The organism is Alicyclobacillus contaminans DSM 17975 (assembly GCF_000429525.1).
In the GTDB taxonomy this organism is placed as follows: domain Bacteria; phylum Bacillota; class Bacilli; order Alicyclobacillales; family Alicyclobacillaceae; genus Alicyclobacillus_A; species Alicyclobacillus_A contaminans.
The window spans coordinates 48,539-70,118 of the sequence record NZ_AUCA01000002.1; the positions used below are offsets into that span (position 1 = coordinate 48,539).

Genomic DNA, 21,580 nt, shown 5'->3' on the forward strand with positions numbered 1-21,580 from the left:
GTATTGGCAATGACAGAAGACCACACCCCGGTGCGCGTGCGATTTGCGCCGAGTCCCACCGGTTCGCTTCACATTGGGGGCGCCCGCACCGCGTACTTCAACTGGCTGTTTGCGCGGCAGTCCGGAGGGACGTTTGTCCTGCGCATCGATGACACGGATACAGCTCGTTCCACGGAGGCTTCGCTTCAAGAAATTCTGAGAGGGTTTCGATGGCTCGGCATCGACTGGGATGAAGGTCCGGATGTGGGTGGGCCCTTCGGGCCGTATCGCCAATCGGAGCGATCCGCCATTTACCGCGAAGCTCTGCAGCGGCTGTTGAATGAAGGGAAAGTGTATCCCTGTTTCTGCAGCCAGGAGCAGCTGGCGGCGGACCGAGAAGCGGCCCAACGAGCCGGGCGCGCTCCGCGCTACGCCCGGCGTTGCCGGGATTTGACTCCAGAGCAGGTGGCAGAGCGAATGGCTGCGGGAGAAACCCCCGTCTACCGGTTCAAGTCGCCCATCGAGGGAGAAACCGTCGTCCATGACCGCATTCGCGGGGACGTGGTCTTCTCTAATGAAGAGTTGGACGACTTCGTGGTTTGGAAACCGGACGGCATGCCCACGTATCACTTCGCTTCCTGCGTGGACGATGCCGCCATGCACATCACGCACGTCATTCGCGCGGAGGAACACCTTTCCAATACGCCCAAGCACGTGGTGCTGTTTGAGGCATTGGGGGCGAAGGTGCCTGAATTTGCCCACGTACCCATGATCCTGGCCCCCGACCGAAGCAAGCTCAGCAAGCGTCACGGTGCCACGAGCGTTCAGGAATATCGCGATCAAGGGATTCTACCCGACGCCCTTATCAATTACCTGCTGCTCCTCGGTTTTGCTCCGGGCGAGGACAAGGAGATTCTGTCGAGAGAAGAAGCCATCCAGGTGTTTCGGTTGGACAAGGTGACGCGCCACGCGGCGGTCTACGATGTGAAAAAGTTAGAATGGCTGAACGCTCAGTATTTTCGGTCCCTCTCACCGGATGTGGTGCTGAGTATGGTTTGGCCAACGCTGCGTGAACGCGGCTACGTAGAAGCCGATCCGGACCACCGCACGCTGGCCTGGATTCGCACAGTGCTCGCCGCGACGCAGGAGAGATCGCGGAATGCAGCGGATTTGGTGGAGAACGTGTCCTATTACTTCCGAGACCCGGTGGCCTATGATGAGAAAGGCGTACGCAAACACTTCGCCGGGGAAGACGTGGATGTTCGGTTGGAGCGATTGGCGGATATCCTGGACCAGGTGGAACCGTTTGGCGTTGTGCCGTTGGAGCAGACGTACCGCAGCTTGGCGGCGGAATGGCAGGTAAAGGCCGGCATGCTGATTCACCCGACCCGATTGGCCATTACCGGTGTCACGGTCGGGCCCGGGTTGTTTGATGTCATGGCGCTGCTGGGACGCGCCGCATGCCAATCGCGACTGCGCCGCGCCGCAAATTGGATACGGACGAATCGCTCAGAATTGTGATGCGAGGGATACAAACCGGCAGGGCGGGTGCTCTGCCGGTTTTGCGTACGGCAACCGCTCGACGTGGTTCTGTGTATGGTTAGAAATTCCATGAAATAAGCCGTTGACAACGTGGTAGGCGGCCTGTATAATCTCAAATTGTCAACGGCGCTGAGCGCTGTGACGAGAGGCAATGCCGAATGGTGTAATGGTAGCACGACTGACTCTGGATCAGTTAGTCTAGGTTCGAGTCCTAGTTCGGCAGCCAAGGCCCTATCGTCTAATGGTTAGGACGCCGCCCTCTCACGGCGGTAATAGGGGTTCGAATCCCCTTAGGGTCACCAATGGATGTGGGTCATTAGCTCAATTGGTAGAGCATCCGACTCTTAATCGGCAGGTTGAAGGTTCGAGTCCTTCATGACCCACCACTCACGTTCCAGGCGGCTTTCCGATTGGGAAGTCGCTTTTTTGTTGTGCAGGATATCGCGGGCGGAATGCGACCGGTGACTTTCTTGAATGGTCGATGTTTCATATGATGAAGATGGTCAAACCGTGTGACGAATGGAGGGGGAATCGGTGTACACGCGCGGATACAACCGGGAGAGGCGGTTGCGAACGGTGGAGGCTTGGATGGAGCCGTTGTTCGGTACGGTCTATACGGCGGCACAACTGTGGTTTGGGATGGATGAACCTCCAACGGGCATTGTGGTGAACACCTGGCTTCGCGTGTACGAAACGCTGTCGCGCGTTCGTTATTTCCCCACGCCGTGCGCGGCCGTGGTGCACGCTGTGCTGCGAGAGTGCCTCGGCTATGCCCGGCGGGTGTCAGGCACGGTGGCTGAAACGACCGAACCGTCGCCCGACGCGATGGCGGTGCATGCGGAAAAACGGACGGATGCACCTTCATTGGATGCGGTTGAAACCCCGGAGATATTGCAACGCTTATTTTGGATTTCCCGGTTGTCCGACGACGACAAACTGGTGGTATTGACGTTTCTGTTGGTGGACGGCGCCGTGTCCACCACCGCTCGAACCTTGCGCCGTCCGCGAAAGTACGTGGAGCATCGCCTGCAGGCCGCATTCCTAACGGCGATGACGCACGAGTCCGGCGCGGACCGGGAGGCGGATACGTGGGATTCCATCCGCTCCGCACTGATTGAGTATGCGACCACCGTAGAGGTGCCGGAAGCCAAGGTGACAGAGGCGCGCCAACGGCTGCTTGCGCACGCGGCGCGGCTGGACGCGGAACAGCGACAACGCGGGCCGCGCTGGGTGACGTACGGCATGGCCGCTGCGAGTGTGTTGGCGCTCGCTGCCATTGCCTACGGTGTTTCCGGACGATCACTGACTGTGTCGGCAGCCGCGCCGTCTGCCCTCACAGCTTCGAAGGCAAACAACCTGCCGCCACCTGTGGGCAACTTTCCCGGTGTCGTGCTGGCGCAATTTCGCCTGGCTGGCGACGCTCCATCGACAACCGAATTGCAGCATCTGGCTGTGACGTCGTCCGCACTGTATATTCCTACGCTGAGTACCACGAGCACCTCGTGGCCGTCCATTACGGTGGAGAAGATTCCGTTCACCGGCTCCGGTGAGTCCCTGACGGCGCATCCGACGCCCGCTGGGAAGATGGACCTGCTGCCGCCGTCGGATTCCGCCGACAGCAATGGAAATACGAAGCACATCGGCTGGGTGGTGAAGCGTTGGGATTTTCGCGTGACGGGCAGGTGGGCTGTGGCCGTGGTCGAATGGTCCGCGGCGGATGAAAGCAGCACGACCATTTCTCAGCTGTATCTGCTCTCTCTCACCACCGGCAAATCGAGTTTGGTGAAGACGTTTGACGGCGGCGAGCAAAGCGTGATTGCGGTGGGCGACGGCAAGGTGGTGGTGCAGACCGCTGTCGTCAGCGGCGGCACGACCGGATCGGCCGCCAAATCGTCCGGGCCCGTCAGCCTTCCCATTGACGTGTATACCCTTCGGGGAGACGTGCCCCTTCAAGCATTGGGGGAAGCCAAGCAATTGGCTGCACCGTTCGGTTTTATGAAGAATCCGGTGATCACCGGTGATAGATTGATTTTTCAGGGGGTGGCCGGGCAGGTGTCGGCGGACGTGGGGGTCGATGAAACGTGGTACGGCCTGTCTTGGGATGGGCAGTTGTCCCGCCTTGATGGCCCGCCGATGGACGGACGACCGCACTGGGCGGTGCAGGGGACGTCGGGCCAACCTTGGTGGGTGGAGACCACTCCGGACGATACGGACAGCGGAAGCATTCAGGTGCTGTTTCATGCGTTGGCGGACACGGGCGGTGTGAATCAAACGCCGGCGCAGTCGCTCGCGGGGCCAGTCCAGTGGTTCACAGTGAGTGATCAGTACACGGCATGGGTCCAACAGACGGATAATGTCAAGCAATTGGTGATTGGTGAACCGTCGTAAACCGGGGGAAGGGAGGGGACGAGATGACGGAGTGGCTGCGCGACAAACTGAGTTTGCTCCCCGCCAAGCCGGGCGTCTATCTGATGAAGGACGCATCCGGCAGAGTGATCTACGTCGGTAAAGCGAAGGTTCTCAAGAATCGGGTGCGGTCATACTTTTCCGGCGTGCATGATGGCAAGACGCAGCTCATGGTGAGCCAGATTCGCGATTTCGAATACATTGTGACCGATACCGTGGCCGAGGCGTTGTTGCTGGAGTGCAACCTGATCAAACAGCACACGCCCCAATACAACATCATGCTGCGGGATGATAAATCGTATCCATACATCAAAATCACCAATGAGGCGCACCCTCGGTTGGAAATCGTCCGCCGTGTGAAAAAGGACAAGGCGAAGTATTTCGGCCCATATCCCAACGCCACGTCCGCGGCGGAGACGAAGAAATTGTTGGAACGGCTCTATCCGCTCCGCAAGTGCAAGACGCTCAAGAAGAAAGTTTGCCTGTACTATCATATCGGGCAGTGCCTGGCGCCCTGCGAATTCCCGGTGGAACCGACCACCTACGCGGACATCACGCGTGAAATCGCACAGTTTCTGAGCGGAGGCCATACAGAGGTGCAGCGGCGGCTGCGGGAGCGCATGGAGGCGGAGGCGGAAAAACTGAACTTCGAGCGGGCGAAGGAGCTGCGCGATCTGATTCAGCATATCGACCGCGTGATGCAGGAACAGAAGGTGACGGTCACCGACTTCGTGGACCGCGATGTGTTTGGATACCACGCAGACAAAGGGTTGCTGTGCGTTCAGGTATTTTACGTTCGCGCCGGAAAGGTCATTGAGCGCTCGGTGCACATCGTTCCCCATCACGGAGAACCGGCGGAAGATTTCATGTCATATGTGGAACAATTCTATTACCAGCAACCGGACATTCCGAAGGAAATTCTGCTTCCGCAAGGCACAAACAGCGATGCGCTGGCCGAGTGGCTGAACGCAAAATGCCTTCACCCACAGCGTGGCATGAAGCGGCAGTTGGTGGAACTGGCCTGCGAGAACGCCCGGGTGGCGCTGGACGAGCGGCTGCGGTTGATGGAGAAGAAGATGGACAGAACCCTCGGCGCGATTACGGAACTCGGCGAAGTGTTGGCCATTCCGGTACCGCGCCGCATTGAGGCGTTTGACAACTCCAATATCCAGGGCGCCGATGCGGTCGCCGCCATGGTGTGCTTCATCGATGGGAAGCCGGCCCGCTCGGAATATCGGAAATACAAGATCCGCACGGTCACCGGACCCGACGACTACGCCAGCATGCGCGAGGTGATTCGCCGTCGCTACACCCGCGTGCTGAAGGAACGGCTGCCGCTGCCGGACCTGATTGTGATTGATGGCGGCAAAGGACAACTGGCGGCCGCCCTGGACGTGTTGGAAAACGAATTGAACCTGGATGTGCCGGTGTGCGGTTTGGCCAAGGACGAGCGGCACCGCACCAAACAACTGTTCTTCCGGGATGAGGACGAGCCCGTGCAGATGGATCGCCATTCGCAGGCGTTTTATTTGCTGGAGCGGATTCAGGATGAGGTTCACCGGTTCGCCATCACGTTCCACCGGCAACAGCGCAAAAAAACCGGGTTGCAGTCCGTGCTCGATGACATACCGGGCGTTGGACCGCAGCGGCGCAAGGCGTTGTTAAAGCACTTCGGCTCTCTTCAGGCCATTCGTACGGCCCCGCTGGAATCGTTTCAAACCATTGGCATTTCGAGAAAACTGGCGGAGGCTATTCAACAGCATGTGCAACAGTACACACAGCCATCGGAGACGCCTGTGCAGCGGGACGTTTCGGGGCCAACGATTTCTTGACGCTGTCTGTGACAACCATTACAATTTACTGTGGCAGCGGGAATCCCCAATCTGGCAGGCAGTCACGGAGACTGCCGTTACATATGTCCGGACCGGGTAATTATGGTGGATTTAGAAGGGAGGCAAAGGCGTGGCACAGATGAAACCACACACAGAGTACTTGCTGCGCAGGCTACACACACTTTCCGGGGTAATCCCAGTGGGGCTGTTCCTGTTGGAACACCTGTTTACCAACGCGACAGCGACCAAGGGTGCAGCGTCGTTCAACAACGCGGTGGATGCGATTCAGTCCATTCCACTGTTGCCCTACATTGAGTTTTTCTTTATTTTCTTACCGCTTGTGTATCACGGCGTCGTGGGGCTGTACGTGGCGTTTACCTCGGGATATAACGCGGGCAAGTATTCCTGGTGGCGCAATGTGATGTTTGTCCTGCAGCGCATCACGGGCATCATCACGTTTGTGTTTATCATCTACCATACATGGACGACTCGGTTCTCCGGAAAAGCGCCGACGTTCGACATGGTTCATCAGCTGGTTTCGAATCCAGCCTACCTGTGGTTTATGATCATCGGTGTTGTCGCGGCCACGTTCCATTTCGCGAACGGCATGTGGTCGTTCTGCGTTCACTGGGGGATTACGGTGGGCGCACGGGCGCAGCGCGTGACCGCCTATGTCTCGATGCTTCTGTTTGTCGTGCTGGCTGGCATTGGCATCGATGCAATTCTCGCGTTTACCCACAGTGCATAACGACGATGGACTCGGTTCCATTCCGGTGATGGCCGGAAACGACGAAGGAGGGAACGCAGCATGAGCGGACAACGCATTATCGTAGTCGGCGGCGGCTTGGCTGGCCTGATGACGACCATCAAAGCGGCGGAAGCCGGTGTGCCCGTCGATTTGTTTTCACTGGTACCTGTGAAACGGTCCCACTCCGTCTGCGCCCAGGGCGGGATCAACGGAGCGGTGAATACGAAAGGTGAAGGGGATTCTCCCTGGATTCACTTCGACGACACCATTTACGGCGGCGACTTTTTGGCGAACCAAAAACAGGTGCTGGCCATGTGCGAAGCGGCGCCGGGTATCATTCACCTGATGGACCGCATGGGCGTGATGTTCAACCGGACGCCGGAAGGTCTGTTGGACTTCCGCCGTTTCGGCGGCACGAAGCACCACCGCACGGCGTTTGCGGGAGCATCCACGGGACAGCAGTTGTTGTACGCGTTGGACGAGCAGGTGCGCAGACATGAGGTCGCCGGTCTGGTGACAAAATACGAAGGCTGGGATTTCCTTGGCGCGGTGATTGATGACGAAGGGATCTGCCGGGGCATCGTGGCGCAAGATCTTCGGTCCATGGAGATCCACTACTTCCGCGGCGACGCCGTCGTCATGTGCACCGGCGGCAACGGCATGATCTTCGGAAAGAGCACCAACTCGCAGATCAACACCGGATCGGCGGCTTCCGCACTGTACCAGCAGGGCGTCAAGTACGCGAACGGTGAGTTCATTCAGGTTCACCCCACCGCCATCCCTGGAGACGACAAGCTGCGGTTGATGTCGGAATCGGCTCGCGGCGAAGGCGGACGCGTGTGGACTTACAAGGACGGCAAGCCCTGGTACTTTTTGGAGGAAAAGTATCCGGAGTACGGAAACCTGGTGCCGCGTGACATCGCGACTCGGGAGATTTATCATGTGGTCGTGGATATGGGGCTCGGCGTTGACGGAGAGCACCAAGTGTATTTGGATCTCTCCCACATTCCGGCGGATGTGCTGAATGTGAAGCTCGGGAACATCCTCGAAATTTACGAGAAGTTCGTCGGGGACGATCCGCGGAAAGTTCCGATGCGCATCTTCCCGGCCGTCCACTACAGCATGGGCGGACTCTGGGTGGACATCAATCAGCAGACGAATATTCCGGGCTTGTTCGCTGCGGGTGAAGCCGATTACCAGTACCACGGTGCCAATCGCCTCGGCGCCAACTCGCTGGTGTCCGCGATTTACGGCGGCATGGTGGCAGGTCCGAATGCGGTCAACTACATCAAGGGCCTGAAGAAGTCGGCGAACGATGTGTCGGAGGCGGTCTTCAATCAATACCTGAAACGTGAAGAAGAGAAATTTGAACAGATCATGCGTTTGGACGGGACGGAGAACCCGTATCAACTGCACCGTGAGATGGGCAAGTTGATGACGGAAAATGTAACCGTTGTTCGCTACAACGATCGGTTGAAGCGGACCGACGAAAAACTTCAGGAGCTTCAGGAACGCTGGAAGAGAATCAAGCTGCCGGATAAGTCGCGCTGGCAGAATCAGTCGGCTCAGTTCACGCGGCACCTGTGGAATATGTTGGAGATGGCGCGTGTCATCACCATCGGCGCTCTCATGCGCAATGAAAGCCGCGGCGCGCACTACAAGCCGGAGTTCCCGAAACGCGACGACGAGAATTTCCTGAAGACCACGATTGCAACGTTTACGCCCGATGGCCCCGAGATTTCCTACGAAGAGGTGGACATCTCGCTGATTCCTCCGCGTGAACGGAACTACGGCAAGAAGGAGGATTAATGTCGTGACCCAAACTGCAACGGCAACAGCGAAGAAGACGGTGCATTTGATCATTGAGCGACAGGACGGTCCTAATTCCAAGCCGTATACGCAGGAGTTTTTGGTGGATTACGTGCCGGGCATGAACGTGATTGCGTGCTTGATGGCCATTCAGCGGAATCCGGTGGATAAAGACGGAAATCCTGTCGCACCCGTGGTGTGGGAGATGAACTGCCTGGAAGAAGTGTGCGGCGCATGCATGATGGTCATCAACGGCAAGCCGCGTCAGGCGTGCAGCGCCATTGTGGATCAATTGGAGCAGCCCATTCGCCTGAAGCCAGCGCGCACCTTCCCTGTGGTTCGAGATCTGATTGTCGACCGCAGCCGCATGTTCGACGCTCTGAAGCGCGTGAAGGCGTGGATTCCGATTGACGGTACGTACGATCTCGGTCCTGGGCCGAGAATGCCGGAGGTGGATCGGCAGTGGGCGTATGAACTGTCCCGCTGCTTCACCTGCGGTGCGTGCGTGGAGGCGTGTCCAAACGTGAATGAACGGACGTCGTTCATCGGGCCGTTTGCGATTTCGCAGGCGCGTCTCTTCAATGAACATCCGACCGGGAAAATGCACCGGCAGGAGCGCCTGGAAGCCCTCATGGGTGAAGGCGGCATTCACGAGTGCGGCAACGCGCAGAACTGTGTGCAGGTTTGCCCGAAGGGCATTCCGTTGACCACGTCGATTGCGGCGATGAACCGGCAGGTCAACGCGTATGCGATTGGATCGTGGTTGAAAAAGTAATCCCGAGGCTGAGCGGGCGGAGCGTGGCTCCGCCCGTTTTGGTTTATCCACAGCGTCGCCGGTCGATACTGGTTATGACCGAAGGAGCGATGCGACGTGAAAAAATCCATGGAGTTCGGACTGCTCGTCGCGATGTCCGCATTGGCTGTGCTGGCCGCGGGAACGGTCTTGCGGGACGCTGCAGCGGGTCCTGAGTCGGCGGTGGACCGCGCCATGTGGCGAGGCATCCGGGCGGTGGCAGCGTGGGCGAAAGGGACCCAGAGTAGCGCACAGAAAACGAGCGTGGACGCCGGGCAGGCATCCACCGGGCCAGCGCCGGAAACCAAGTCCAGCGCAACGGCACAACGCGGGGACGCGAGTACGGGCCCTCTGTGGTCTGCGTGGTCTGCTGCCGACACCGAACGCCTGGGAGAGGTGGTCTCCCGGTTGCAGTCGACGGTGACGCCTGCGCAGTGGACGCAGTTGACGCAATCGATGATGGAGGACACACCGACACAGGCGGCCCAAGTGCTGAATGGGTTTCTCCATGCACACCTGTCGTCTGCTGATGCGACGTGGTTGGCGCAGTGGCTGCCTGGACAGTCGGTGAACGCGACCGACATTGCCGGTCTGAGACAGCTGGCAGCCGACGGCTACGCCCTGCTCACGCCTGAGGAACAATCGCGGATACAGGCCCTGTACGAGCAATGGTTGAGTGTGCAACACTGACCGTCCGCCCATGTTTCTTGTTTTCCGCACACGGTTTCACGAGGTGACATACTATACCCTGACTGTATCCCATTCTTGTAGACCACCGACAAGGAGGGATAAGGAAATGTCTGCCGGCAATGACATGCGCATGAAGTCACTGCTCACAAACCGTGAGCGCGAGGTCTTCGAGTTGCTCGTGCAGGACAAGACGACAAAAGAAATCGCGGCCCAGTTGTTCGTCAGTGAAAAGACGGTTCGCAACCATATTTCTAACGTGATGAAGAAGCTGAACGTGAAGGGCCGTTCGCAGGCGGTCGTGGAGCTGGTGCGGCTTGGCGAATTGAACATCTGACGAGATGACCCCTACAGCCACGGGTGTAGGGGTTCTCTTTCATTGACGCTCGCAGGTGCCGATGCTAAAATGTCGTGTAACACAAAGGACTTGATGAGGTGTATCTGTGAAGGACACATTCCCCCAACGTGTGGTGGACATTGAGCACCACTTGCGCCGAATCTCCGCGACAGTTCGTCGGAAAGGGCGCATGTTGCTGGAACAGTATAGCATCACACCACCTCAGTTTGACGCACTGGTCATCCTGGACCGCGACGGAGTGCTCACCATCGGTGATCTCAGCAATCGCTTGTTTTTGGCGTACAGTACCACAACAGACCTCGTGGACAGGCTGGAGCGCGCGTGTTTCGTGGTGCGTGAGCGAGATGTTCAGGATCGGCGTGTGGTGCGGGTTCGCCTGTTGGACAAGGGCCGCGATTTGATTGAGAAAGTTCTGGATGCCCGCCGTGCCTACTTGGCCGGAGTGCTTTCTTCCGTAAGTCCGGAAGAACAGGATGTCATCCTGCGGATATTGGAACTTTTAAACGAAAAGATGGATTGACGATGAGCGGCTGTGCGGCGAACGCACAGCATTTCCATTTTCGCGCAGTCGATGCCTGTGGCATAGGATGGCGTTAGCGCGAAAGATATCTCACCGGCGTCTGGGGAGTTGTAGACAAAGTGACGAATGAATTACCCATCGGTGTATTTGATTCGGGAGTCGGTGGACTAACGGTCGCAGCGGCGATGAAACGCGTGCTGCCGGCGGAAGCGATCTTGTATTTCGGGGATACGGCGCGGTGCCCCTACGGCGATAAAACACCGCAACAGGTGCTTGAATATTCCTTGGAAGTATGCGATTTTTTGGTCAGTCAAGGGGTCAAAATGCTCGTTGTCGCGTGCAATACGGCGACGGCGGCCGCATTGCCGGCGCTGCAGGCGAGGTATTCGGTGCCGGTAGTTGGAGTGGTTGGTCCCGGCGCGCGGGCCGCAGCTATGGCGACGCAATCGTCTCGGATTGGCGTCATCGGCACACAGGTGACCATTGCCAGCGGCGTTTACGAACATGCGGTTCACGCGTTGATTCCCGCTGCTCAGGTGTACAGTCTGGCGTGTCCGGAATTCGTTCCGTTGGTGGAACGAGGTGAAACATCGGGAGCCGCGGTGGAGGAGATTGTGCGCAATCGTTTGCAGCCGCTGAAGTCGTTGGAGATTGATACCCTGGTCCTCGGATGCACGCACTACCCGCATTTGCAGGGTGTGATTCAACACGTGATGGGAGACGGTGTGCGCCTGATCTCCTCCGCGGACGAAACCGCCAGAGAGGTAAAGTCGGCTTTGGAGGCGACCGGGCAGTCGGCGGGCGTCCGCACCGCTGTGCCGGACCGGTACTTCACCAGTGGCGATCCGCTCTGGATGGAGCGGGCGCTGCGCAGGTGGCTCATGGATGACACTGCGGTGGGCAGCGCAGCGCGGATTGATCTGAACCAGGTGACGGTGCGGTAGAGCTGGCTGCGAAAACACGCAAACCGAGACCGGCGCCGAGGAGGGGTTATGCTGGAGACACTGTATATCGCTTCGAAGAATTTACATAAGGTCGAGGAGTTTGCCAAACTGCTCCGTCCGCTGCCGGTCCGCGTGCTGCCGCTGCCGCATCATTTGCCGGACAGTCCGGAAGGCGGTAGCACGTTTGAGGCAAATGCAGCGGAGAAGGCGTCGTTCTACGCCCCGTTTTGCGACGGCTGGGTCTTGGCCGACGATTCCGGTTTGTGCGTGGATGCGCTGGACGGTGCACCTGGTGTGCGCTCGGCTCGGTACGCGGGCGTGCACGGCGACGACGCAGCCAACAATGCAAAATTGCTCGCTGAAATGGCGGGAATTCCCGATCCGGACCGAACCGCGCGATTTGTCTGTGTCCTTGCGCTCTACCACTGGCGTCGCCAAATCGGGTGGTTGGTGCGCGGCGAAGCGGTGGGCCGCATTTTGGACAAGTCGGCGGGTGTCGGTGGATTTGGTTATGACCCGCTGTTCTACGTTCCGGAAATGGGGCGGACGTTCGCCGAGTTGTCTGCCGAAGAAAAGCTTCGCGTCTCTCATCGGGGCCGCGCGGTGGACAAGTTGATTGAAGTTTGGAGGGGAGCGGATGACACGGCTGTGCATCGTGAGCGATAGTCATCGTCAGCGGCACGAACTGCTGTCCGCGGTCAAAAGCGTCCCCCGGCTGACGGCCATTTTGCACGCCGGGGACGAGGTGGAGGATGCGCGCTGGCTCGCCCAGCGCGTGGATTGGCCGATTTACGCAGTCGCGGGCAATTGGGATGTGGCGACGGAGGAATTTCCGCAGGAACGGATCATTGATGGGTTTGGACCGCGCATTTTTCTGACGCATGGACACCGCTGGAAGGTGAAAGAGGGCATCCAGCACATTGCGCATCGCGCCAACGAATGCCAGGCGGACATTGTGGTCTTCGGACACACGCACACGGCGGTCTCCGTGTTGATGGATGGATTGCTCATCGTCAATCCGGGCAGTCTTGCGGCACCGAGAGGTCGTCGGGAGCGGACGTTCGCCGTCCTCGACATTGAGCGCGGGAACGGCGATAAAGAGGCCTATACGGTCAAAGTGGCGTTTTACACCCGCCACGGCGAACTGGCGGACGGGCAATTGCGCACGTCCATCCGGCCATTCCGCACAATTCGTTGACCGGATCCACTTGATCTGACAGCCCGCTTTCGTCTACACTGTTTGAGTGTATCATCATGTCTCAGTAGCTCAGCTGGATAGAGCAACAGCCTTCTAAGCTGTGGGTCGGGGGTTCGAATCCCTCCTGAGACGCCATACCATTATTGGGCACCGCGCGGCGCCGCGGAGATGGTCCGCGCGGTGAATAATGGGCGTGTTTTGTGTACGGACAAGTTCGTCCGCTGCACAAGATTTTCAGGGCAACTTGGCCGTGTTTTGGGGAGGATTTGACGAATGACGGTGAAATGGGAAAAGACAGAGACCAATGTGGGCGTCCTCGAAGTCGAGGTGGCTCAAGATAGATTTGCCAACGCGCTGGACTACGCGTTCAAGAAAGTTGTCAAGCGTGTGAACGTGCCTGGATTCCGCAAGGGAAAGGTGCCGCGCAAACTGTTCGAAGCCAAGTTCGGCGTAGAAGCATTGTATCAAGACGCGGTGGATTACCTGCTTCCGATTGCGTACAGTGAAGCGGTTCAAGAATCGGGGATTGAACCGGTTGCAGCGCCAGATGTGGATGTCGTTCAGTTGGAGGCGGGCAAGCCGTTTATTTTCAAGGCCACCGTCACGGTGAAGCCGGAAGTCACGCTCGGCACCTACAAGGGGCTGGAGATTCAGGATAAGCAATTCACGGTCGACGACAAGGCGGTGGAGGAAGAACTCGAATCCATCCGCAAGCAACACGCGCAGATCGACGTGGTGGAGGATGGCGAAGTTCAAACCGGCGACATCGTGAGCATCGATTTTTCCGGCACAGTGAATGGCGAACCGTTTGAAGGCGGTGAAGCTGAGAACTACGAGCTGGAGATTGGCTCCGGGATGTTCATCGCTGGCTTTGAAGAACAGCTGGTCGGCATGAAGCCTGGCGAAGAACGGGATATTGATGTCACGTTCCCGGAAGACTACCATGTGAAGTCACTGGCTGGACAAGCGGCCAAGTTCCACGTAGTGTTGCATGATATTAAGCGCAAGAACCTGCGCGAACTGAACGACGAATTCGTTCAGGAGATCAGCGAGTTCCAGACAGTGGACGAATTCGTGGCGGACCTGAAGAAGCAGTTGGAGGCCCGCAAGGAGCAGGAACACCAGCGTTATCTGGAGGACGAGGCGGTTCAGGCAGCCGTGGCGGGCGCGACGGTGGAGATTCCGAACGTGATGATTGAGCACGAGGCGGATCACATGGTCGAAAACTTTGCGCAGCAGCTGCAGATGCAGGGCATTCCGTTTGACGCCTACATCGAGTTCACCGGACAGACGCGGGAGGAACTGCGCGCTCAATTCTTGGAGTCCGCAGAGAAGAGCGTCCGGACATCGCTCGTGCTGGACGCTATCGCGAAGGCTGAAAACCTGGAGCCGACCGAAGACGACGTTACGGCAGAATTGCAGAAGATTGCCGAGTCGTCCAAGTTGGACGTGGCCCAGGTGCGCCAGTTCTTGAGCCTGCGCGATCCCGGTTTGATGTCTTTCCGCAGTGACCTGAAGCGTCAGAAGACGGTTGCTTTCCTGGTGGAACATAGCAAAGTGGTTTGAATTCGTGTACAATGATGTTATATCCTGCGTTTCACAGACAAGGCACGCGTACCCGTGCCTTGTTTTCTCAAACGAACAATGCTCTGCGGCCGCAAGCCGCGAGAGGGAGGGAACGTCGTGAGCTTGACGCCAATCGTCATCGAACAAACCAGCCGTGGTGAGCGGTCATACGACATTTACTCTCGTCTGCTCAAGGATCGCATTATCATCCTCGGCACCCCGATTGACGACTACGTGGCCAACTCGGTGGTGGCGCAGCTGCTGTTCTTGGCGGCGGATGATCCGGAGCGGGACATTCAACTATACATCAACAGCCCAGGCGGTTCCGTGACCGCGGGATTGGCCATCTATGATACCATGCAACACATCAAGCCGGATGTGTCCACCATGTGCATCGGCATGGCGGCGAGCATGGGCGCTTTCCTGTTGGCAGCAGGCGCGAAAGGGAAACGCTACGCGCTGCCCAACAGCGAGATCATGATTCACCAACCGCTGGGCGGCGTTCAGGGCCAGGCGTCCGACATCAAGATCCACGCCGACTGGATTTTGAAGACGAAGGACAAACTGAATCGAATCCTGGCGGAGCGGACCGGACAACCATTGGAAAAAATTGAACGGGATACGGACAGAGACAACTTCCTGTCTGCGGACGAAGCGAAAGCGTACGGTCTGATTGACGATGTCATCGTCGGTACCGGTGCGTGATGCCGTGTCCCAAGTGCTGTGGCGGCGTATGCCGGATAGCCTGTCTCTCCGGCGGCGCGTGTGATAGAGGGAGGGAACGCCATGTTTAAGTTCAATGACGAGAAAGGTCAGTTGAAGTGTTCCTTCTGCGGGAAGACGCAGGAACAGGTGCGCAAATTGGTGGCCGGTCCAGGCGTATACATTTGTGACGAATGCATCGAGTTGTGCAATGAAATTGTGGAGGAACAACTCGGCGAAGAGGAGGAACTGGATCTCAAGGAGGTCCCGAAACCGACCGAGATCAAGTCAATTCTCGACCAGTACGTCATTGGTCAGGATGCCGCGAAGAAGTCGTTGTCCGTGGCCGTGTACAACCACTACAAACGGATTAACTCGCGGGGCACCAAGAATGATGATGTCGAGTTGTCGAAGAGCAACATCCTGCTGATTGGCCCGACCGGCAGCGGGAAAACCTTGTTGGCGCAGACCCTGGCGCGCATTCTCAATGTGCCATTCGCGATTGCCGACGCCACGTCCCTGACCGAAGCGGGCTACGTGGGTGAGGATGTGGAAAATATCCTGCTGAAACTGATTCAAGCGGCCGACTATGACGTCGAAAAAGCGGAGCGCGGAATCATTTACATCGACGAGATTGACAAAATTGCTCGTAAGTCGGAGAACCCATCCATCACGCGCGATGTCTCCGGTGAAGGCGTGCAGCAGGCGTTGCTGAAGATTTTGGAAGGAACCGTCGCCAGCGTGCCTCCGCAGGGTGGACGGAAACATCCGCACCAGGAGTTCATTCAGATTGACACCACCAATATTCTGTTCATCTGCGGTGGCGCGTTTGACGGCATCGAACCGATTATCAAGCGGCGCCTCGGCCGCAAGGTGATTGGGTTCGGTGCTACAAGCCAGAGTTCGACCGACACGGCTTCGTCCAACGTGTTGCAGCACGTTTTGCCGGAAGACCTCCTGAAGTTTGGGTTGATTCCGGAATTTATCGGTCGCCTGCCGGTGATCACCACGCTGGAAATGCTGGATGAAGCCGCGTTGAAGCGCATCTTGACCGAGCCGAAAAACGCATTGGTGAAGCAGTTCCAGAAGTTGTTGGAAATGGACGATGTGGCACTGGAATTCCACGATGATGCGTTAACGTACATCGCCAAGGAGGCGATCAAGCGTGGCACGGGCGCTCGTGGCTTGCGTGCCATCATCGAGGCCATCATGCTCGACGTGATGTACGAACTCCCGTCGCGCGACGATGTGCAGAAGTGCATTATTACGAAAGAATCGGCGGCGCGCGAACAGGGGCCGGTATTGGTCGGGAATGATGGAAAGATGACGCAAATTGTGATCAAATCCGAGGAGACGGCTTGAGCGCCGCGCTCATTTGACGGATGATAACTCGTCATCCATCGGGGCGAGTGAAACAGGAACACCTGTCTGGAAACGTCCAGGCAGGTGTTTTTGTGGTTTATGGACGTGTTGCCGCGGGCATACTGCGAAATGAAACCAACAGGAACGGTTGAGGCGAAAGGTTCGCTAGAACTGTACGCAGGCCGCAATTTCGCAGGGAGGGGTCCGCAGTGAGTGCCACCATTCTGGCTGTGATACAGGTGTTTTTTGCGATTGTGATTGGATTGTATTTCTGGAATCTGTTGAAGACCCAGAACACCAATCGTCACGCGATTGAGAGAGAGTCTCGGAAGGAACTGGAGAAATTGCGAAAAATGCGGGCGGTTTCCCTGAGTGAGCCGCTGTCGGAGCGGACACGGCCGGCGAGCATGGACGACATCGTCGGACAAAGGGATGGGCTGAAAGCGCTCCGCGCGGCCCTTTGCGGTCCCAATCCGCAGCACGTGATCATCTATGGACCGCCAGGGGTGGGCAAGACCGCCGCCGCGCGCGTGGTGTTGGAGGAGGCAAAAAAATCGCCGGGTTCTCCGTTCGGCCCTGAGGCCAAATTCGTCGAACTCGATGCCACCACAGCCAGGTTCGACGAGCGGGGCATCGCGGATCCACTGATTGGCTCCGTTCACGACCCCATCTATCAAGGCGCCGGTGCCATGGGGATGGCGGGCATTCCGCAGCCCAAGGCCGGCGCGGTGACCAAGGCCCACGGCGGCATGCTGTTCATTGACGAGATTGGTGAGTTGCATCCAATACAAATGAACAAACTTCTGAAGGTGCTTGAGGACCGAAAGGTCTTTCTGGAAAGCGCGTACTACAGCAGTGAGGACAGTTCCATTCCGCCGCACATCCACGATATTTTCCAGAACGGGCTGCCCGCCGACTTTCGGTTGGTCGGTGCAACCACCCGCTCTCCGGAGGACATTCCGCCAGCCATCCGCTCTCGTTGCTTGGAGGTGTTCTTCCGTCCGCTCGGTAAGGACGAAATTGCTGAGGTGGTCCGGAAGGCGGCAAAAAAAGTCGGGATGAGCATCCCGGAAGCGGCCATTGCCGAGGTGGCGAGATATGCGACCAATGGCCGCGAGGCCGTGAACATTGTGCAGATTGCCGGGGGACTCGCGATGACCGAACAGCGCAACGAGATTCGGTTGGTGGACATCCAGTGGGTGATTCAGTTCAGTCAATTGAACCCCCGACCGGATCGCAAAATTCACCCAACCCCTCAGATTGGCGTGGTGAACGGACTTGCCGTTTATGGGCCGAGCCTTGGGATGCTGTTGGAGATTGAGGTCACCGCGACAGAGGTGCGCAAAGGGCGAGGCAGCGTCCGTATGAGTGGGCTTGTGGAGGAAGAAACCCTGAGTTCGGGGGCGCGCAGCATCCGCAGGCGGTCCATGGCCGCCAGCTCGTTGGACAACGTGTTGACGGCACTGCAGCGGTTCACCGGGATTGACGCGAAGAATTACGACTTGCACATCAATTTTCCGGGCGGCACGCCGGTGGACGGGCCGAGCGCGGGGATTGCGATGGCCGTCGCCGTGTATTCGGCGGTCACCGGACGGCCGGTGCTGAATACCGTGGCGATGACCGGGGAGCTCTCCATCCACGGTCAGGTGCGGCCGGTCGGCGGGGTGGCGGCCAAGATTGATGCGGCGAGGTTGGCCGGCGCGACGGTCGTGATGATTCCAAAGGAAAATTGGCAGGAGACGTTCCTGCAGTACGAGGGACTGAAAATCGTTCCCGTGGAGCGGATGGAGGACGTACTGAAAATGGCCATCGTGGGTGGTTTGGCGGAGGAACCGGGCTTTCATCCGACCCTTCCGCACGCCACGGGCAACTCCGCAATGCCTTCCGCCCAGTAGAGCGGCACGGCCCATGGAATTAGACTTTGCCGCCGCAGTTTTGTACAATATAGGCCAATTCCGCCATGTTCGCGCTTGTCTGGGGGCGGCATGGTCGACGGACGGGCGCTTGGCGTCAGTCCGCCAAGGGAAGACTCGGGGGTGGGAAACTTGGTTGCTGACACCGTGCGGGACGTGTTTCCGCTGTTGCCGCTTCGCGGATTGCTCGTGTATCCGGCGATGGTGCTTCACTTTGACGTGGGGCGGGAGAAATCCATTAAGGCGCTGGAGAAGGCGATGGTGGGAGAACATCTGATTCTCTTGACATCGCAGGAGGACGGGCAGATAGATGATCCGGTGCCGGATGATCTGTACCGCGTCGGGACCATCGCACGAGTCAAGCAGATGATGAAATTGCCGAACGGGACCATTCGCGTGTTGGTCGAGGGCTTGGAACGTGCCCGGATTGAGGAGTACGTTCGCACCGACGAATGGTTCGAGGCGCGCGTCACGCGTTACCCCGACCAGGAAGTGAAGAAGACGCCTGAACTGCAGGCGATGATGCGTTCGCTGTTGCAACAATTCGAACAGTACGTGAAACTGTCCAAAAAAGTGGATCAAGAGACGTATGCCGCTGTCATTGACATTGAACAGCCAGGTCGGCTGGCCGACGCCATTGCCGCGCATCTGCCGCTGAAGATTAAGGATAAGCAGGACATTCTCGAGGCGATGGACGTGGTTGCGCGCTTGGAAAAAGTGTTGCAGGTGCTGTCCGACGAACGAGAAGTACTGGAACTGGAGAAAAAGATACATCAACGGGTACGCAAGCAAATGGAGCGAACCCAAAAGGAATACTATCTCCGGGAGCAGATGAAGGCCATTCAGAAGGAACTGGGTGAGCGCGAGGGACGCACCGGGGAAGTCGAGGAACTTCGGGCCACGATGCGCAAAAAGGCGCTGCCGGAACCGGTGGTCGAGCGTCTGGAAAAAGAACTGGACCGGTTGGAGCGGATTCCGGCATCCTCTGCGGAAGGCACTGTCGCGCGAACGTATATCGACTGGTTGTTGGCACTGCCCTGGCTGGAATCTGCATCATCCAAGGTGGACCTCAAGAAGGCGGAGCGGATTCTTGAACGAGAACACTATGGATTGACCAAGGTGAAGGAGCGCATTCTCGAGTTCTTGGCCGTTCAGAAGCTGGTGGAACGCCAAACGGGTCCCATCATCTGTCTCGCCGGCCCTCCGGGCGTTGGCAAGACGTCGTTGGCGCGCTCCATTGCCAGGTCTCTCAATCGGCCATTCGTTCGAGTGGCCTTAGGGGGGGTTCGCGATGAAGCGGAGATTCGCGGCCACCGTCGTACATACATCGGTGCGCTGCCTGGGCGCATCATTCAGGGCATCAAGCAGGCGGGAAAGCGGAATCCCGTGTTTCTGCTGGATGAGATAGATAAGATGGCCAGTGATTTTCGCGGAGATCCGGCCTCGGCCATGTTGGAAGTATTGGATCCGGAGCAGAACCATGCGTTCTCGGATCACTATATCGAGATTCCGTTTGACCTGTCGGACGTTCTGTTCATCACGACGGCAAACAATCTTTATCAAATTCCGGGGCCGCTGCGCGATCGGATGGAAGTGATTGAACTCTCCGGGTACACGGAACTCGAGAAATTGGAGATTGCCAGGCGTCATCTGCTGGCCAAGCAGAGAGAACGCCATGGATTAAGCGGGGATAAACTCCGCGTTGCCGATGATGTATTGTTGGAATTGATACGGGGGTACACCCGGGAAGCTGGCGTGCGGCAGCTGGATCGACTCATTGCAGCGGTGTGCAGAAAAGCGGCCCGGGTTGTCGCGGATGGAGACAAACGCCGAGTGACGGTGACCTCCGCGCTGTTGAGTGAATTTCTCGGCCCCGCACCGTATCGGCACGGAGAGATGGAGGAATCGGATCAGGTCGGAGTGGTGACCGGGCTCGCTTGGACGCCCGTGGGAGGCGATACGTTAACGATTGAAGTGTCCGTTGTCCCCGGTAAAGGGAAGGTGGTCATCACCGGCCAATTGGGCGATGTCATGCGGGAAAGCGCCCAAACTGCGCTGTCGTATGTCCGGTCTCGCGCGCAATCGCTGGGTATTCCGGTGGATTTTGCGGAGAAGGTGGACATCCACGTTCACGTGCCGGAAGGGGCCATCCCAAAGGACGGTCCATCTGCGGGCATCACCATGGCGACGGCCATCGCTTCCGCGTTGAGTCGGCGTCCGGTCAATCGGCGTGTGGCCATGACCGGTGAGATCACGTTGCGCGGGCGTGTGCTTCCCATCGGTGGACTGAAGGAAAAATCGTTGGCGGCGCATCGAGCCGGGATACAGACCATCCTGTTTCCGGAGGGCAATCAGAAAGACCTGAGAGACATCCCGGAATCGGTGAAGTCCGCGGTCAAGTTCCAACCGGTGAAACATATGGATGAGGTGCTGTCCGTTGCGCTGTTGCCGAAATCCGACGATGCCGACGACACGTTTGGGGCGTTGTTCCACGGATTGGCTGACGTATCGGACTCGACGTTTGGGGAAGAGGGGGCGCACCAGTGAAGTTGCGCAGCGCCGTGTTTGAAATCAGCGCGGTGAAACCGGAGCAATGGCCGACAGGCGGTCTTCCCGAATTTGCATTTGTCGGACGCAGCAATGTGGGGAAATCGTCGCTGTTGAACCGCCTGCTCGGCCGAAAATCTCTGGCCCGCGTTTCTGCGAAACCCGGAAAGACGCAGCAGATTAACTTTTATCGCATCAACGACCTGTTTCGCTTCGTGGATCTGCCGGGGTATGGATACGCCCAGGTCAGCAAGCGGGAGCGCGCACTGTTCGTAAAGATGATGGAATCGTATCTGAGGAAGCGCGACTGTCTGGCCAGAATCATTCATCTCATCGATATCCGACACGAACCCACGCGCACGGACGTGGAGGCACACCGATGGTTTCTCGAGCTCGGTGTGCCGCTTTGCGTGGTCGCCACCAAACAGGACAAGGTTTCGAAGTCGGCCGCCATTCAGTCGGTGGCCCGAATTCGCAAGGGGCTGGACACTCCATATCCGGTCATCAGCGTTTCATCCGAGAAGAATGTCGGATTGGACAAGTTATGGGAGATACTCTCGGCTGACCTCGTCGCGGCCGGGGTGGAGACACAAGGGGAGGCGGACGTTCGGATCGGCAATCAGCATACTGCCGACGATGAACACAGCACCAACACATTGAGGCAACGATAGCCG

Annotated in this window: 18 protein-coding genes and 4 tRNA genes; all 22 read left to right on the forward strand. The window is 58.0% G+C overall.

Annotated elements, in window-relative coordinates; genetic code table 11:
* The first annotated feature begins 9 nt into the window (after positions 1 to 9).
* The 22 genes from gltX to yihA all read left to right on the forward strand — a co-directional run bounded on the left by gltX (position 10) and on the right by yihA (position 21,577).
* Positions 10 to 1,500: a glutamate--tRNA ligase gene (gene gltX / locus G463_RS0101515; RefSeq protein ID WP_026973787.1), complete on the forward strand. Its 1,491-nt coding sequence runs from the start codon at positions 10 to 12 to the stop codon at positions 1,498 to 1,500.
* A gap of 173 nt (positions 1,501 to 1,673) precedes the next feature.
* Positions 1,674 to 1,747: transfer RNA gene (locus tag G463_RS0101520), tRNA-Gln, on the forward strand.
* A gap of 1 nt (position 1,748) precedes the next feature.
* Positions 1,749 to 1,823, forward strand: a tRNA-Glu gene (locus G463_RS0101525).
* Between the two features lie 8 nt (positions 1,824 to 1,831).
* A tRNA-Lys gene (locus G463_RS0101530) sits at positions 1,832 to 1,907 on the forward strand.
* A 148-nt stretch (positions 1,908 to 2,055) separates the two neighbouring features.
* Complete coding sequence (locus tag G463_RS0101535; RefSeq protein WP_026973788.1) at positions 2,056 to 3,909, forward strand: hypothetical protein; 1,854 nt, start codon at positions 2,056 to 2,058, stop codon at positions 3,907 to 3,909.
* Positions 3,910 to 3,932: 23 nt separating this feature from the next.
* Positions 3,933 to 5,759: an excinuclease ABC subunit UvrC gene (gene uvrC / locus G463_RS18105; RefSeq protein WP_051321788.1), complete on the forward strand. Its 1,827-nt coding sequence runs from the start codon at positions 3,933 to 3,935 to the stop codon at positions 5,757 to 5,759.
* Positions 5,760 to 5,898: 139 nt separating this feature from the next.
* Complete coding sequence (locus G463_RS0101545) at positions 5,899 to 6,507, forward strand: succinate dehydrogenase cytochrome b558 subunit (RefSeq protein ID WP_026973789.1); 609 nt, start codon at positions 5,899 to 5,901, stop codon at positions 6,505 to 6,507.
* 60 nt (positions 6,508 to 6,567) lie between these two features.
* A complete protein-coding gene (gene sdhA, locus G463_RS0101550; RefSeq protein WP_026973790.1) occupies positions 6,568 to 8,316 on the forward strand; it encodes a succinate dehydrogenase flavoprotein subunit in 1,749 nt (582 codons plus the stop codon).
* Positions 8,317 to 8,320: 4 nt separating this feature from the next.
* Complete coding sequence (sdhB, locus tag G463_RS0101555; protein WP_035485091.1) at positions 8,321 to 9,091, forward strand: succinate dehydrogenase iron-sulfur subunit; 771 nt, start codon at positions 8,321 to 8,323, stop codon at positions 9,089 to 9,091.
* Between the two features lie 96 nt (positions 9,092 to 9,187).
* On the forward strand, positions 9,188 to 9,799 hold the full coding sequence (locus G463_RS0101560) for a hypothetical protein (RefSeq protein WP_026973792.1): 612 nt from the start codon (positions 9,188 to 9,190) through the stop codon (positions 9,797 to 9,799).
* Positions 9,800 to 9,905: 106 nt separating this feature from the next.
* The gene (locus tag G463_RS0101565) at positions 9,906 to 10,133 is read left to right on the forward strand and encodes a helix-turn-helix domain-containing protein (RefSeq protein ID WP_026973793.1); all 228 of its coding nucleotides are present in this window, start codon (positions 9,906 to 9,908) and stop codon (positions 10,131 to 10,133) included.
* 106 nt (positions 10,134 to 10,239) lie between these two features.
* The gene (locus tag G463_RS0101570; RefSeq protein WP_026973794.1) at positions 10,240 to 10,674 is read left to right on the forward strand and encodes a MarR family winged helix-turn-helix transcriptional regulator; all 435 of its coding nucleotides are present in this window, start codon (positions 10,240 to 10,242) and stop codon (positions 10,672 to 10,674) included.
* 119 nt (positions 10,675 to 10,793) lie between these two features.
* Complete coding sequence (gene murI / locus G463_RS0101575; protein ID WP_026973795.1) at positions 10,794 to 11,618, forward strand: glutamate racemase; 825 nt, start codon at positions 10,794 to 10,796, stop codon at positions 11,616 to 11,618.
* A 48-nt stretch (positions 11,619 to 11,666) separates the two neighbouring features.
* On the forward strand, positions 11,667 to 12,284 hold the full coding sequence (gene rdgB / locus G463_RS0101580; RefSeq protein WP_035485094.1) for an RdgB/HAM1 family non-canonical purine NTP pyrophosphatase: 618 nt from the start codon (positions 11,667 to 11,669) through the stop codon (positions 12,282 to 12,284).
* Entirely contained in the window at positions 12,256 to 12,816 is a 561-nt protein-coding gene (locus G463_RS18110) for a metallophosphoesterase family protein (RefSeq protein ID WP_051321789.1), read from the forward strand. Before rdgB ends, G463_RS18110 begins: the two co-directional genes overlap by 29 nt.
* Positions 12,817 to 12,874: 58 nt before the next feature.
* Positions 12,875 to 12,951 (forward strand) — tRNA-Arg (locus tag G463_RS0101590).
* A 138-nt stretch (positions 12,952 to 13,089) separates the two neighbouring features.
* Complete coding sequence (tig, locus tag G463_RS0101595) at positions 13,090 to 14,382, forward strand: trigger factor (RefSeq protein ID WP_026973797.1); 1,293 nt, start codon at positions 13,090 to 13,092, stop codon at positions 14,380 to 14,382.
* A gap of 117 nt (positions 14,383 to 14,499) precedes the next feature.
* Entirely contained in the window at positions 14,500 to 15,087 is a 588-nt protein-coding gene (gene clpP / locus G463_RS0101600) for an ATP-dependent Clp endopeptidase proteolytic subunit ClpP (RefSeq protein WP_026973798.1), read from the forward strand.
* 81 nt (positions 15,088 to 15,168) lie between these two features.
* Positions 15,169 to 16,446, forward strand: coding sequence for an ATP-dependent protease ATP-binding subunit ClpX (clpX, locus tag G463_RS0101605; RefSeq protein WP_026973799.1), 1,278 nt, complete (start codon positions 15,169 to 15,171; stop codon positions 16,444 to 16,446).
* Between the two features lie 209 nt (positions 16,447 to 16,655).
* Positions 16,656 to 18,341, forward strand: a complete 1,686-nt coding sequence (lonB, locus tag G463_RS18115; RefSeq protein ID WP_035485098.1) for an ATP-dependent protease LonB — start codon at positions 16,656 to 16,658, stop codon at positions 18,339 to 18,341.
* A gap of 141 nt (positions 18,342 to 18,482) precedes the next feature.
* Positions 18,483 to 20,906 (forward strand): endopeptidase La, encoded by a 2,424-nt coding sequence (lon, locus tag G463_RS0101615; protein WP_281171047.1) that lies wholly within the window; start codon positions 18,483 to 18,485, stop codon positions 20,904 to 20,906.
* A complete protein-coding gene (yihA, locus tag G463_RS23400; RefSeq protein ID WP_026973801.1) occupies positions 20,903 to 21,577 on the forward strand; it encodes a ribosome biogenesis GTP-binding protein YihA/YsxC in 675 nt (224 codons plus the stop codon). Before lon ends, yihA begins: the two co-directional genes overlap by 4 nt.
* Positions 21,578 to 21,580 lie beyond the last annotated feature (3 nt).

What these genes read in the sequence shown, in the direction of transcription:
- gltX (WP_026973787.1), top strand. Translation starts at nt 10, where the DNA reads ATGACAGAAGACCACACCCCGGTGCGCGTGCGATTTGCGCCGAGTCCC.
- uvrC (WP_051321788.1), top strand. Translation starts at nt 3,933, where the DNA reads ATGACGGAGTGGCTGCGCGACAAACTGAGTTTGCTCCCCGCCAAGCCG.
- G463_RS0101545 (WP_026973789.1), top strand. Translation starts at nt 5,899, where the DNA reads ATGAAACCACACACAGAGTACTTGCTGCGCAGGCTACACACACTTTCC.
- sdhA (WP_026973790.1), top strand. Translation starts at nt 6,568, where the DNA reads ATGAGCGGACAACGCATTATCGTAGTCGGCGGCGGCTTGGCTGGCCTG.
- G463_RS0101565 (WP_026973793.1), top strand. Translation starts at nt 9,906, where the DNA reads ATGTCTGCCGGCAATGACATGCGCATGAAGTCACTGCTCACAAACCGT.
- rdgB (WP_035485094.1), top strand. Translation starts at nt 11,667, where the DNA reads ATGCTGGAGACACTGTATATCGCTTCGAAGAATTTACATAAGGTCGAG.
- G463_RS18110 (WP_051321789.1), top strand. Translation starts at nt 12,256, where the DNA reads ATGACACGGCTGTGCATCGTGAGCGATAGTCATCGTCAGCGGCACGAA.
- tig (WP_026973797.1), top strand. Translation starts at nt 13,090, where the DNA reads ATGACGGTGAAATGGGAAAAGACAGAGACCAATGTGGGCGTCCTCGAA.
- clpX (WP_026973799.1), top strand. Translation starts at nt 15,169, where the DNA reads ATGTTTAAGTTCAATGACGAGAAAGGTCAGTTGAAGTGTTCCTTCTGC.